Raw genomic sequence first — 13,324 nt, forward strand, 5'->3', positions numbered from 1 at the left:
CTGGAACACGATGGATTCCTGCGTTGGTCGGGACGACATTCTACCCATGAACCGTATAGATATGAACAAGCTCACTCCCAGCACGCACGGGGACAAAGGGTTCGAGTGAGCTCATCGGCCTCTACCGATACGCCCCGCTGAACGCAGCCCAGGTCACCGCCGAGACTTCGGCGCCGTGGTAATAGGCGTCGAGCCAGTTGCCGCCCCAGGAGCCGAGGTAGCTGATGGCGTAGGCGTACTCGCGGCCGCCGCGGTTGAAGACGACGATGCCGGCGTCGTTCCAGGTGTCGTATGGCGCGTAGACGAGGCCAATCTTGTGGTACAGCACGGTGTCATCCGGCAGGGGGCCGCCGAGTGAGTACTGCTGGCCGGGGATTGCCAGCGTCATGCTCCAGAGGACGTAGTCACGCCCCCAGTCGCTGAGTCCGCTGCGGCCTTCCCAGATCGCCTCCAGCCCGCGGTTCATGTCGTCGGCGGTCAGGTAGTTGTCGCCATCGCCGTAGCCGTAGTCGCCCCAGTAGTCGGGCGGGTGGCGCAGGATCGAGTCGCGCATGCCGACGCGCTGCATGATCTGGTTGATGCGGTGGATGCCGGCGTTGATATCCCCGCCGCCGGCGATGCGGATCAGCTCGCGCGCCGGCCCGGTGTTGCTCGGGCCCATCGCCGACTGGACGAGATCCTCTACGTCGGCGGTGGTGTACTTGCCGGCCGAGATGTCCTCGGCGATCGCAACCATGATGAACACCTTGATGGTGCAGGCGGCTGGTTGCTGCCGATCGCCGCCGACCGAGATCGTCCGGCCCGTCTGCAGGTCAGTGACGCTGACGGCGTTCTGGCCGGCCCAGCCGTTCACCATCCCGTGCAGCTCTGCTTCCAGATCGTCCATGAACGGGGAATCCGGCACGGCCGGCAGCTCGATCTGCGGCGCGCCGGCCGGCGGGGCAGCGCCGTAGCGCCATTGGTAGTAGTGGCTGCCGACGTTGCCCGCCTCGACTCGCCAGCCGGGCGCGTTGTCCGGCGTCCAGGTCAGCACCCGGCGCTCGAAGACCTGCACCAGGACGACCTTCGGCGTGTTGCCGACGCGAACATCGGCCCAGTACGCCTCGCTGATCGGGTAGCCGGTGGCGTAGTACGGGTTCGGGAAGAGCGCCGCGTCGCGGTAGCGGCCGTCCTCGTAGACCAGCCCGCCAGAGCGCATGAACTCCCAGAAGACGCTGGCGACCTGGTGGTCGATGCCGGGCACGGTCAGCCGCTCGGCCGCGGTGACGCCGTGGCTGGCTAATGCCGGGTCGTTGTGGACGACGCCGGCGCGGTCGATCCGCTGGGTGATCGCGGCGCCGCCGGCCAGTGGCGGGTCGGCGAGGTGGCTGAGGAAGCTGGCGTAGGTCGGGCCGGTGGTGTCGTCAGGGTCGCCAGCGACGTTGACCTGCGCGGGCTTGCGTGGCTCGAACGTGCTTGCGCCGGTCTGGAGATGGCCGGTGACGAGCTCCTTCGCCAGCAGTCCGTTGGTGATGTACCAGATCGAGGATGGGTCGGCGGCGGGGTCGGTCGCGATCTCCATCCGGCTTTTCTCGAAGTAGCGAACGGTGCGCGTGCCGCCCGGGGCGTTGGTCGCTGTCTCGTTCATCTCGTCGGTGAGTGCCGGACCCCACATCCAGGTCCTGCCCGCCTTGCCAGCGGCCACCGGCGCATCGGTGTGCTGCCATGTGCGCATGATGGCGTCGTTGCCGGCCAGCGCCGTCCCTGGCGCGATGAGCAGTCCGCCAAATGCTAGCCAGACCGCCAGCAGCACCGCTAACGACCACCGACCCCGGCCGCCCATCTTGCGCTCACATTCTGTTGCGGAGACGATGCCCAACGACGAATACCCCCACGTTCAGCCTAGCGATGACGCGAGGATTGCGCAAGGGGTTGTGCTGTCGCTAGCGCTGCCCGGCCTCGTAGAGCTGCCGGGTCAGCAGTGCCTGTCCGATATGTTCTCGCGCGTGTTCCAGCGCATGGATCGCCAGCCACGCGCCGCTGCGCGACGAGTCACGGAGCCGCACGTCGCCGGCAAGCCGGTCGTCGGAGAGCTGGCCGAGCCAGTCATAGACCAGACCAGCGGTGCGGTCGATCTCGGCGATGAACGCATCGGCGCTGTCGACCTCGATCGAGAAGTGTGATTCGCGGTCGCGGTCGAGCGTCACGCCAACTGCGGCGGCAACCAGAAATCGCTCGGCGTCGAGCGCGTGGGAGAGCATCTGCGCGATCGAGTTGGTGTCCTTGCCGCCGGCCGGCGCCCAGTTGAGCGCCTCGGCGCTCAGCCCCCAGACGATCTCACGCATCGCCGTCTGCTGGTCGGCAAACAGGTCTCGTAGCGCGGTGGTAACGGCTTGCATCGGTTGCTCCTTATGGTCGGGATGTAGAGACGGGGGACGGGGGACGGCCCTCACCCCCCGCCCCTCTCCCAACCTTGGGAGAGGGGGAGGAGATCCATTCCGCATCCCCCGTCCCCCGTCCCTCATCCCTCGTCAACGAACGATCGGTAGCTCTCGTAGCGGTCGGGGTGGATCGCGCCGGCCTCGACGGCTGCGCGGACAGCACAGCCCGGGTCGTTCAGATGCCGGCAGTCGGCATAGTAGCACTCGCCCAGATATGGCCGGAACTCGGGATACAGCTGGTCGAGCTTCTCCAGGTGAACTCCCCACAGCTGGAGGGCCCGGATGCCGGGCGTGTCGGCGACGTAGGTGTCGGGGCCGATGCGGAAGAGAGTCGTCCATGTGGTGGTGTGCCGGCCCTTGCCGGTGGCTTCCGAGATGGAGCCGGTTCGCTCCGCCACACGCTCGGGGGCCAGCGCGTTGAGCAGGCTCGACTTCCCGACGCCGGACGGGCCGGCGAACGCGCTGACCTTGCCCTCCAGTCGCTCCCGCAGCTCGTCCATCCCTGCGCCAGAACGCACACTCGTCTCGACCACCGGGTAACCGGCGGCGAGGTATGGCTCGGCGAAACGGGCGACATCGCCCGGCTGGGCCAGATCAACCTTGTTGATACACAGGATTGCTGCCAACCCGCGCGCCTCGGCGATCAGCAGGAAGCGGTCGACGAGCCGCGGGTGCGGCTCCGGCTGGTGAATGGCGAATACGGCAACGAGCTGGTCGGGGTTGGCGACGATCACCTGCTCGACGTCGGCGGTGCCACGAGCAAGCCGCGAGAGCGTGCGCTCCCGCGGCTGGATCTCTTCGATAACCCCCTCGGAAGGGTCGGTCTCCGGCGTCGTCAGCATCGCGCGGACCCGGTCTCCGACCGCCGCCGGGTCGGTGCCGCGGCGGGCACGCTTGAGCGCGCCACGGAGCGTGCAGCGTAGCAGGCCTGCGTCGGTCGCAACATCGTAGTAGAGGCCGTAGCCACGCACGATGACGCCGGCAATCTCGCTGCCTGGCGCCATTTCACTCAGATTGGGCAATCACACCTCCTGGATAGCCGTTTCATCATCCACCATCGACAACACGATAGCCGCCGGGCGCATTCAGGACAGTATAGGCGGGCGGCAAGGCGGGGTTTGGATTCTTCGATGAACACCGCTATCCTTCCCGATTGGCCATCCGACTTCTTCCTCGCGGGTCGGCGCCGCTGTCCCACATCCCGGGCATCATGATGACGGGCGAAACTGGAGCGATTTCGTGTTTTCTGGCTTGCAAGATCAGATCATTTCCATCATTGACTCATTCGGCTACATTGGCATCACGCTGCTGATCCTGTCCGAGACCGCGTTCCCTCCGATCCCCTCGGAGCTGATCCTTCCGCTCGTCGGCTTCATGGCCGGCCAGGGTCATTTCGGACTGCTGGGGGTGATGGTCGCGGCGACGATTGGCTCGATCGTCGGCGCGCTGATTCTCTACGGCGTTGGCCTCTGGTTCGGGCAGGCTCGTCTCTATGCATTCATCGGTCGCTACGGTCGCTTCTTTCTACTGAAGGAGACCGATCTCGATAAGGCGAACGGCTGGTTCGACCGCCATGGAGGCAAGGCGGTTACGATCGGGCGCGTGATCCCGGTTGTTCGTAGCCTGATCTCAATCCCTGCCGGCGTTACCCGGATGCCGCTGCTGTCGTTCATCATCTACACCGCGATCGGTAGCACAGTCTGGAACGGAGCCCTGATCGGCGCTGGCTGGATCCTCGGCAATCAGTGGGAGCGCGTCTCGGGCGCCGTCAATTACTTCCAGTACTTCGTGATCCTCGTCATTCTCGTTGCTGTAACCTGGTTCGCCTGGTCGCGCCGCAACGAGTGGCGCACGTGGTGGGTGCGGAAGTAACGAGCCGCCCGATCGCTGGCGCGAAACGTGCCATGGCCCCCTCCGAGTAGCCGGGACGCAGACTCCCCATCACCGATCACATCCCGACCGCTTGTCGGGCTTTCAGACGCCCGAGATGAGCGGGAACGACACTCTTCCCTCTATGTGACCAGGATGCACACTATGGATACTCTCTCGATCTGAAGCGGAACGCGACAGGCTGGGAGACCGAGTGAGGCGCACCTGCTGGGAGGGCGATTGATGGCCGACTTCGATGTCGCGATGTCGCCGGATGAGCTACCGGACGAGGTATTGCGCGACGCGATTGCGCGGGCGCTGCGCAGGTCGGCGGGCCGGGTGGTGGACACCACGAGCCTCGCATTGTCGCTGGTGGTCAACGACATCGACTGGTGGGAGATCGCCGTCTCTGCTCAGACGCTGATAGAGGCGATCCGGCATGAGGATGAGGTCGATGGGTTGCTGGCATTCGACTTTGGCACCGGTGAGCGTTTCGTCGTCGAGGTCGATGTCCTGGACCGACAGACGTTGGTGGCAGTCGTTCCCGCGGACGAGCACGACGAGACCTTGCGCCAGCTGGTGCGCGGCTGGATCTGGCGCAGCGGCTGGGGAAACGGGCACTTTCCGATCCTGATTCGGTCGATATTCGCCGGCGAGGTCTGGCTGGCGCGCGAGCTCACGATGGCACTGCGTGGCGATGAGGAGGCGCTGTCCGACCACCTCGCGGCGATCGACGTGGCTGCTGAGGCCGACCCAGACGAGGCACTGGAGCACTGGGACCACGCCGTGATGGTCGAAGGCTGCGCGCCGACGATCGAGCTGTTCCAGTGGGAGGCTCGCGGCGAGCAAGGCGCGTTTGCCGCCTGGCTCGCCAACGTTGCGGTGAGCTGGGACGACACCGGCGCGCCGGTTGCTCCCGAGGATGCCCTGCGTCTCTGGTTGGTTTGCCAGTATCTGGCGCTGGCCTGATATGTCGTTCGACTTCCGGAACCTGGCGGATAGTTGCGGCGGTTGCGTCGCGACTGAGGAGAAGAGCACCCCGATGGAGAGCAGCGAGCGCGATCAGTACATTGCCGAATTGGTTGCTCTGGCCGACGAACCCGGCCGCTGGGACGATACGGATCCGGAGGCGCTCCGCCAGGCGATGTACCTGGGTCTGATGCGCTATGACATCACCAACGATCCTGCCGAGGTGTTTCGCCTGATTCCGCTGTATAGAGTGGTCGTCAAGCGGTCCACAGTGGAGGAACGGCTGGAGCTTCTCGGGCATGTCGTTGAAGCAGTCGAGGAGCAGGTCTCCTCGGGGAATGCGCTGATGCCGTTCATCATGATCGACCCCGACCGCTACGTCGTCTCGTCCGCTGCGCTGGATCTCGCCGTTACGATACCGGGCGATGACCCGCTGACCGGCCCACGCGAGGTGCTACGAATCGCGTTGGAAGAGGTCCCTGACGTCGCACAGACAACTCGCGCCGCTATCCTCACCGGCCTGCTGTTGCTCGGGGATCGTCGCGTGATGGCGCTGCTCGATCGATGCTGGGAGCGCCTCGATGACGCACATCGCGGAGTCTTGGCATCCGCTCGCTCGGGACTCGTTGCGGCTGGCATGGTCGACTACTACCTCGACTGGCTGGACGACTGCATCGAGGATGGCAACGACGGACTGTTCGGCACGGTTGCCGCCAGGCTTGCGCGGATGACGTTGGAGAACGCAGGCGGCGGGCAGGTGATCGAGGTCGAGCGCGCGTTTCCGGTCTGGTCGGCGTCAGATGGTCAGCCGGTTCGCGATCTGCAGACCTGGTCATTCGAAGAATACGGCCGAGTGATCGAGCCGCGCCTGCGCGACCTGCTGGCCCGCGAGAGCGAGCCGAAGGTCCTGCCGATGGTCATGCAGATGTGGAGGCTGGAAGCATAGGGTGTTCCTGGCGCGTCGGGCCGTCGGCCTCCTTCTTCTGGCTGGCCGTCATCAACGATGGGGAGATCTTTCGCGTGCGCGCTCAAGATGACAGGCCACGGGGGTGGCTGCCGCGCCAACGTGTGTAGCACTTTGACGTTGACGATCTATTGAGTGGGTTGCCAACGCCTCACTGTCCGCTCGGCAGCCTGCCCCTCCCTCTGTCATCTTGAGCCGCAGTGAAAGATCTCCCACCCGCTCGATGCCAGTCCAACGCAGGAGAGATCTTTCGCGTGCCGGGTGCCCTCCGGGCGGAAGATGACAGGCCACGGGGGTGGCTGCCGCGCCAACATGTGTGCCACTGTGACGTTGACAGCCCACTCAAGATGACCGGACGACGGTTTGGCCAATGCCTGACATGTTCACTGCGGTCGACTACGCAATGACAAGCCAAGGTGGCAGCTGACGCCCCAAACGGTTGGGCAATCTGGCGCTGACAACCCACTCGGAATGACAGGCACAGGGGCAAGGCGCCCCGTGCCGGTCAGCCGATCTCCCGCATCGCGTCGCGAGCGGCCTCCAGCGTTCGGTCGATATCGGCGTCGGTGTGGGCGGTCGAGAGAAATCCGGTCTCGAACTGGGACGGGGCCAGGTAGACACCGCGAGCCAGCATCGCCTGGAACCAGCGGGCAAATCGCGCGGTGTCGCTGGTCGCGGCGTCGTCCCACGAATGCACCGGCCGATCGGTGAAGAACATGCCGAACAGGCTACCGACCTGGGCTGTCTGGACCGGAACGCCGGCCTCGGTGGCTGCCGAGGCGAACCCGTCGATCAGCCGCGCCGTAGTGTGATGCAGCGACTCGAAAATACCCGGCCGGCCGATGGCGCGGAGTGTCGCCAACCCGGCTGCGACGGCCAGCGGGTTGCCCGAGAGTGTGCCGGCCTGATACATCGGGCCGACCGGGGCGACCAGCTCCATGATCTCGCGTCTGCCGGCGTAGGCGGCCAGCGGCAGCCCGCCGCCGATCACCTTGCCCAGAGTGACGATGTCCGGCTCGATGCCGTAGAGCGCCGCTGCGCCGCGGGGGCCGGCCCGGAAGCCGCAGAGCACCTCGTCGAAGATCAGCAGCGCGCCGTGGCGTCGAGTGATCTCGCGTAGCCCGGCCAGGAATCCCTCCACCGGCGGGACAAGCCCCATGTTCCCGGCTACTGGCTCGACGATTACTGCCGCGATTTCCCCGCCGTACCCGGCGAAGAGCGACTCGACCGACGCTAGGTCGTTGAAATTCGCCACCAGCGTGTTGGCCGTCGCGCCCGCCGGGACTCCCGGAGAGTCGGGCAAGCCCAGCGTGGCGACCCCGCTGCCGGCCTGGACCAGCAGCATGTCCGCGTGCCCGTGGTAGCAGCCCGAGAACTTCACGATCCGGTCGCGTCCGGTCGCGGCGCGAGCCAGACGCAGCGCCGTCATCGTAGCCTCGGTGCCGGAGGAGACCAACCTGACCATCTCAGCTCCGGGGACGAGCGATGCCAGCAGCTCGGCCAGCTCTGTCTCGGCCTCCGTTGGCGCGCCAAAGCTGGTTCCGTTCGCAGCGGCACAGGTGACCGCCTCGACAACCTCCGGCGCGGCATGACCGAGGATCAACGGTCCCCACGACAGGACATAATCGAGATACTCGTTGCCATCAACGTCGCGAATACGCGCGCCAGCGCCGCTGGCAACGAATACCGGCTGGCCGCCGACGCTGCGGAAGGCGCGCACTGGCGAGTTGACCCCGCCGGGGATCACCTGCCTGGCGCGCTCGAAGGCCGCGATCGATCGCTCGTGCGTGATAGTCCCGGTCTGCTCCATCGGGTGGGCTCCTTTTCAATGCGGCGGCGCGCGGAGGGTCAGTCCGCGGCGGAGTGGCGTTCTGCGGATTTTCTGTCGGGCGGCGCAATGTCAAACAGGTCGAACAGCGCGCGGGCGGTTTCGTCGTGCCGGCCGCTCTCGCTGGATTCCCGGAGGGCGACGATCGGCTGGTGGAGCAGCTTGCCAACGATCCCGGCGCTGAGTGCGCGGACGACCTCGCGGTCGCGTTCCGACAGGTGCCCGAGGCGGCGCAGTGCGCGCTCCAGCTCGGCCTCGCGCACCTCCTCGGCTCGCTCCTGCAGCGCCCGGATAGCCGGAGCTGCCTCGCGGATTCGCAGCCAGGTGGAGAACTCATCGACAGCCTGTTCGACCAGCGCGTCGACGCGGCGCACCTCGCTGTCGTACTGTCGGCGGGTGGCGCTGGCGATCTGTTCGAGATCATCGACCGTTCGGAGATCGACGAACGGATGGGCATCGAGGGCGGGGTCGATCGTGCGAGGAACGCCGAGATCGACGATCAGCAGTGGCTCGTCGCGCCGGTCGACCGACGCCGGCAGCGTGGCCGGCCCGAGGATGTAACTGGGCGCCTCGATGGCCGAGAAAACGACGGCCGCGTCGGCCAGCTCGTCGGCCAGCGCGTCGAGCGGTCGGTAGCGGCCTTCGACTGCGGCAGCCAGCGCCTGTCCGCGCTCGGGCGAGCGATTGATGATCACCAGGTCGGCGGTATTGGCCGTGCGAAGGATGCGGGCAGTGACGGCGCCGATCTCACCCGCGCCGATGACGACGACGCGGCGGCCGGCCAGCGTTCCGATCTCCCGGGCGGCAAGGTCGATCGCGGCGTGTGAAATGGACAGTCGATTGCGAGCGATACCGGTCTTCGTCCGGGCCAGTTTGCCGACACGCAGCGCGTCGGTGCAGAGACGGGTGATGACCGGGCCAGCGACGGCCTCGGAACGGGCGATGGCCAGCGCGTCCTGCACCTGGGTGAGGATCTGCGGCTCGCCGAGCATCATCGAGTTGAGCCCGCAAGAGACGCGGTAGAGGTGGCGGATGGCCTCCGGGCCGGCCTGCTGGTAGGTCGCGGCCGAAACGACCGGGTTTGGTAGGTCACGCGCGCTGACGACCAGCTGTCGCAGCGCCGCGCCGCCGTCCACTCCGGCGTCAAACAGGCCGTAAAGCTCGGTGCGATTGCAGGTGGAGAGGATGACGCCCTCGCGAGCGATATGGCCGATCTGGCGCACACCGTCGATAAGGTCCTCGCTGCCGAAGGCCATCCGCTCGCGGACCTCGACCGACGCGCGCTCGTAATTCGTCCCTAGCATCCAGAGCTGCACCGGGTCTTGTGTCCCCTCAATGGTCAGGAAATCTGTGTAAACCTGAACATCCTTATGTTTCGCCCAAGAGTTACCGATCAGTGCATAAGAGTCAAGAGGGGAGGCGATGGATGGTGGACGACCGCTCCGGTTTGGCACCGTCTCGCCGGCCGATTGCGCTGATGGCGATGCGGAGATGACCCACCGGGATCTCGACTGCGTCCTGCCTGCCCTCCGAAACCTGTCCGCTGGGACAGTTGTCGAATACTTCGGAATCCGTATCATTCGGAATGCGAATGAATCGGAGAGCGAGATGATCGACGAGGAGAGGCAAATCGGAGAGGCGATGGCGGCGTTGCCGGTGATCGGCCGGCGGCTGTACGGCTCGCTGATGGCGCACCCGATGAACGCCGGGCGTTCCCTCGGGCAGGTCAAGGCACTTGGCTACCTCTATCGCGCCGGGCCGGCCGCGCTGAGCGATCTGGCCCGCGAGCTTGGGATCTCGCTGCCGACCGCATCGGAGCTGGTCGATCGGCTGCTGGAAGATGGCCTGGCGGACCGCGCGGTTAACCCTGCCGACCGACGCAAGGTGCTGATCGACCTGACACCGCTGGCCCGAGATCTCGGCCGGCAGTTCCATGACATGCGCCATGCGCAGATTCGCGCCGCGCTGGGTAGCCTTCCGGAAGAGCACCGATCGTCGTTTGTCCCTGTCCTGAATGCGCTCGTGGAGGCACTCCAGCGCGCCCCCCACGAGCTTCCTGGCTATCCGTTGACGACGACAGATTCCATGGCGCCGCCCGACACACCGGCAGAGGAACAAGCGTTGCTGCCGACCTCTCACGGACCCGCCTGATTCGCTGACGAAGGAGCACCATGTCGACAACACTCCCCCCGCGCCCGGAGGCGATGCCGGCCAGCGTGGATGTCGAGCCGACCCGGAATCCCTGGCTGATCCTCGTCGTGCTCTGCACGGCGGTGTTCATGCTTCTGGTGGATTCGACCGTCGTGAATGTCGCCCAGCGCAAGATCCAGATCGGCCTGGAGACGACGCTCTCCGAGATTCAGTGGGTGCTGGACGCGTATATCCTGGCCTACGCCGTGTTGCTCCTGTCGTTCGGGCGGCTGGGCGACGTGTTCGGGCGCAAGAAGCTGTTCATCGTCGGGATGACGATCTTCACTGCCGCCTCGGCGCTCTGTGGTGTGTCGGGCTGGCTGGGCGCTCTGGTCGGTATCTCCGGGGTAAACGCCCTGATCTTTGCCCGTGTCCTCCAGGGTGTGGGTGGCGCATTCATGATGCCGCAGACCCTCTCATTGATCACCGTCGTCTTCCCGGCGGATAAGCGCGGGGCCGCGATGGGCATCTGGGGCAGCATTGTCTCGCTCGGCGCGGTGGTTGGGCCGGTCGTCGGCGGGTTGATCGTGACCCATTACGCCTGGGAGTGGATCTTTCTGATCAACGTGCCGGTCGGGATCGTCGCGATCCTGGCAACGCTGGCCATCGTGCCGGAGTCGGTCGATCCCCATGCCAGCCGGAAGATCGACTGGGGCGGGGTGCTGCTCTCCGGCCTTGGCATCTTCGCGATTGTCTTCGCGCTCATCGAAGGGAATTCGATGGGCTGGACCAACCCGGTGATCCTGGGGCTGTTCGTTGGCGGGCTGGCGCTGCTCGGCGCGTTCGTCTGGTGGGAGCACCGAGCGAGCGATCCGATGATGAAGCTGGAGCTATTCCGGCTACGGAATTTCTCGGTCGGTAGCGCGATTGCCTTTGTCGTCGCCTTCGGGATGCTGGGCATCTTCTTCCCGATGACACTGTTCCTTCAGGGCGTTCTCGGCTACTCGCCGATCCGGGCTGGCCTGACGATGATGCCGACATCGCTCATGATCATGGTCATCGCGCCGATGAGCGGCCGGCTCTCCGATCGAATCGGCGCGCGTTGGATCCTGACCGGCGGGCTGACGCTGATCTCGGTCGGGATCTTGCTGATCATCGCGTCGATCGACACCTCGACGACCTGGCAGTCGCTCTTGCCGGCCCTGATCGTGACTGGCGCAGGCATGGGGATGACCTTCGCCCCGATGACCGCGGCTGCCATGCGCGAGGTGCCAACGCGAATCGCCGGCAGCGCGTCCGGGATTCTGAACACGACTCGCAACGTTGGCCAGGTGATGGGGATCGCGGTCCTCGGGTCGCTGCTCCAGTCGTGGGTCGGAATCTATGCCAGCAAGCGGCTCGATACGCTGCCGCTCGATCCGGCAATCCACACTAGGCTGGTCGAGGCGGTCAAGAGCAGCCAGTTCGAGCTGGTGCCGCAGATTGTCCCGCCAGAGCAGGCGGCCCTGCTGCCGCAGATCTTCCATGACATCCAGCTGGCGTTCGTGTCGGGGATTCATAACACGTTCTTCGTCAGCGCGATCGTCTGTGCTTGCGGCGCGGTAACAGCGTCACTGATGCGGAATGAGAAAAACAACAAACGCGACGTCGTCCAGGTGGAGCGGGTCGAGGCGCGAGAGCAGGCCGAGGCGCTGGCAGGAGACTAGCGTGACGATCCCACGAGGACAGCGGCCTCCGGCAACGGCCGGCCGGGGATGGGGTGAGGGGTGATGTGTGGCTGATCGTGGCGGTGAGCTCCAGGATCGCCGGCGGCGGGATATCTGGTCGCGGCTGCCGCGCGGGCTGGCCGCATTCCGGTACCGCAACTACCGACTGTTCTGGTTTGGCCAGCTCGTCTCGGTCACTGGCACCTGGATGCAGTCGCTGGCCCAGGCGTGGCTGGTTCTGACGCTGACGAGCTCGGCGCTCCTGCTCGGCCTGGTTAGCGTCTTCCAGTTCGCGCCGGTGCTCTTGATCGGGCTCTTCGCTGGCGTGCTGGTCGATCGGGTCAACAAGCGCAATCTGCTGGTTGTCACCCAGTCGCTCTCCGGTGTTCTGGCCGGCCTGCTCGCGTTTCTGACCTGGACCGGCCGGATCGAGCTATGGATGGTCTACGCGATCGCCTTCTGCCTGGGGGTCGTGAACGCCTTCGACATGCCAACGCGACAGGCGTTCGTCGTCGAGATGGTTGGCAAGGACGATCTGATGAACGCGATCGCCCTCAACTCGTCGCTCTTCAACGCGGCGCGGATCATCGGGCCGGCGGTGGCTGGCGTGCTGCTGGCAGCCGTTGGGCCGGCGGCTGCTTTCGGGCTGAATTCACTTTCCTACCTGGCGGTGATCGCAGGGTTGCTGCTGATGAAGCTTGGCCCGCACGTCACTGTCGTTCGCGGGCGCGGCCTGCAGCAGATGCGCGAAGGGCTGCGCTACGTGCGCTCGACCGAGGATATTCTCCGCCCGATCCTGCTGGTCGGACTGGTGGCAACGTTCGGGATGAACTTCAACGTCTGGATACCATTGCTGGCCAAGCACGACCTCCACGGCGGGGCCGGGGCGTTTGGCGCGCTGATGGCGGCCTCCGGCGTTGGATCGCTGATCGGCGCATTGGCGCTGGCTTTTCTCGTGACATCCGTCAAGCGCTGGATGCTGTTCACGACCGCCGCCGCGCTCGGCGCGCTCGACATCACGCTCGCCCTGGTTGGCGCGATCCCGCTGGCAATCGGCGTGGCGATGCTGGCGCTGGCTGCGATCGGCTTCTGCTCGACGACGACGATGGCGATGGCGAACACAACCGTCCAGACCAGCGCGCCGGACGAGCTGCGCGGGCGGGTCATGAGCGTCTACACAACCGTCTTCGCCGGCACCGCTCCCTTCGGCGCGTTGGTCGCCGGCGGTGTCGCCAACTCCTTCGGCACGCCCACCTCGCTGCTCGTCGGCGGTCTCGTCACAATGGTGGCAGTCGCCGCCGTCGCATTCTGGACTCAGCTGCGCGGCGTCGCGCCGGAGGTAGTCGAAGCGCGAGACGCGGGGTAAGTATCAGAGGCAGGCGACTCTGCTGCTCGATCGTATCCCGATGGGGCTTCACTATCGCCGTCTTCATCGTGA

Annotated in this window: 11 protein-coding genes; 6 read left to right on the top strand and 5 right to left on the bottom strand. The window is 65.9% G+C overall.

What is annotated here, in order from left to right; all coding sequences use genetic code 11:
* Positions 1 to 121 precede the first annotated feature (121 nt).
* From V9F06_13485 to rsgA, 3 genes are all read right to left on the bottom strand, one after another.
* Complete coding sequence (locus tag V9F06_13485; protein MEI2618619.1) at positions 122 to 1,822, bottom strand: serine hydrolase; 1,701 nt, start codon at positions 1,820 to 1,822, stop codon at positions 122 to 124.
* Positions 1,823 to 1,922: 100 nt separating this feature from the next.
* Positions 1,923 to 2,378 carry a DinB family protein gene (locus V9F06_13490; protein MEI2618620.1) on the bottom strand — a complete coding sequence of 152 codons (456 nt, stop codon included), beginning with the start codon at positions 2,376 to 2,378 and terminating at the stop codon, positions 1,923 to 1,925.
* A gap of 122 nt (positions 2,379 to 2,500) precedes the next feature.
* The gene (gene rsgA, locus V9F06_13495; GenBank protein ID MEI2618621.1) at positions 2,501 to 3,442 is read right to left on the bottom strand and encodes a ribosome small subunit-dependent GTPase A; all 942 of its coding nucleotides are present in this window, start codon (positions 3,440 to 3,442) and stop codon (positions 2,501 to 2,503) included.
* A 217-nt stretch (positions 3,443 to 3,659) separates the two neighbouring features.
* Here rsgA and V9F06_13500 point away from each other — a divergent pair, with 217 nt between their 5' ends.
* From V9F06_13500 to V9F06_13510, 3 genes are all read left to right on the top strand, one after another.
* On the top strand, positions 3,660 to 4,292 hold the full coding sequence (locus V9F06_13500; GenBank protein ID MEI2618622.1) for a DedA family protein: 633 nt from the start codon (positions 3,660 to 3,662) through the stop codon (positions 4,290 to 4,292).
* Positions 4,293 to 4,532: 240 nt separating this feature from the next.
* Positions 4,533 to 5,258: a hypothetical protein gene (locus tag V9F06_13505; GenBank protein ID MEI2618623.1), complete on the top strand. Its 726-nt coding sequence runs from the start codon at positions 4,533 to 4,535 to the stop codon at positions 5,256 to 5,258.
* Positions 5,259 to 5,331: 73 nt separating this feature from the next.
* Positions 5,332 to 6,204 carry a hypothetical protein gene (locus V9F06_13510; GenBank protein MEI2618624.1) on the top strand — a complete coding sequence of 291 codons (873 nt, stop codon included), beginning with the start codon at positions 5,332 to 5,334 and terminating at the stop codon, positions 6,202 to 6,204.
* A 523-nt stretch (positions 6,205 to 6,727) separates the two neighbouring features.
* Here the strand turns inward: V9F06_13510 and hemL are convergent.
* Together hemL and hemA are read right to left on the bottom strand one after the other, a co-directional pair.
* The gene (gene hemL, locus V9F06_13515; protein ID MEI2618625.1) at positions 6,728 to 8,032 is read right to left on the bottom strand and encodes a glutamate-1-semialdehyde 2,1-aminomutase; all 1,305 of its coding nucleotides are present in this window, start codon (positions 8,030 to 8,032) and stop codon (positions 6,728 to 6,730) included.
* A gap of 38 nt (positions 8,033 to 8,070) precedes the next feature.
* Positions 8,071 to 9,366, bottom strand: coding sequence for a glutamyl-tRNA reductase (gene hemA / locus V9F06_13520; GenBank protein ID MEI2618626.1), 1,296 nt, complete (start codon positions 9,364 to 9,366; stop codon positions 8,071 to 8,073).
* Between the two features lie 106 nt (positions 9,367 to 9,472).
* On the opposite strand from hemA, the gene V9F06_13525 reads away from it, so the two are divergent.
* The 3 genes from V9F06_13525 to V9F06_13535 all read left to right on the top strand — a co-directional run bounded on the left by V9F06_13525 (position 9,473) and on the right by V9F06_13535 (position 13,252).
* Complete coding sequence (locus V9F06_13525; protein MEI2618627.1) at positions 9,473 to 10,201, top strand: MarR family transcriptional regulator; 729 nt, start codon at positions 9,473 to 9,475, stop codon at positions 10,199 to 10,201.
* A gap of 20 nt (positions 10,202 to 10,221) precedes the next feature.
* Entirely contained in the window at positions 10,222 to 11,886 is a 1,665-nt protein-coding gene (locus V9F06_13530) for a DHA2 family efflux MFS transporter permease subunit (GenBank protein ID MEI2618628.1), read from the top strand.
* 67 nt (positions 11,887 to 11,953) lie between these two features.
* Positions 11,954 to 13,252: an MFS transporter gene (locus tag V9F06_13535; GenBank protein MEI2618629.1), complete on the top strand. Its 1,299-nt coding sequence runs from the start codon at positions 11,954 to 11,956 to the stop codon at positions 13,250 to 13,252.
* Positions 13,253 to 13,324: the final 72 nt, after the last annotated feature.

Source organism: Thermomicrobiales bacterium, from assembly GCA_037045155.1.
Classification (GTDB): Bacteria; Chloroflexota; Chloroflexia; order Thermomicrobiales; family CFX8; genus JAMLIA01.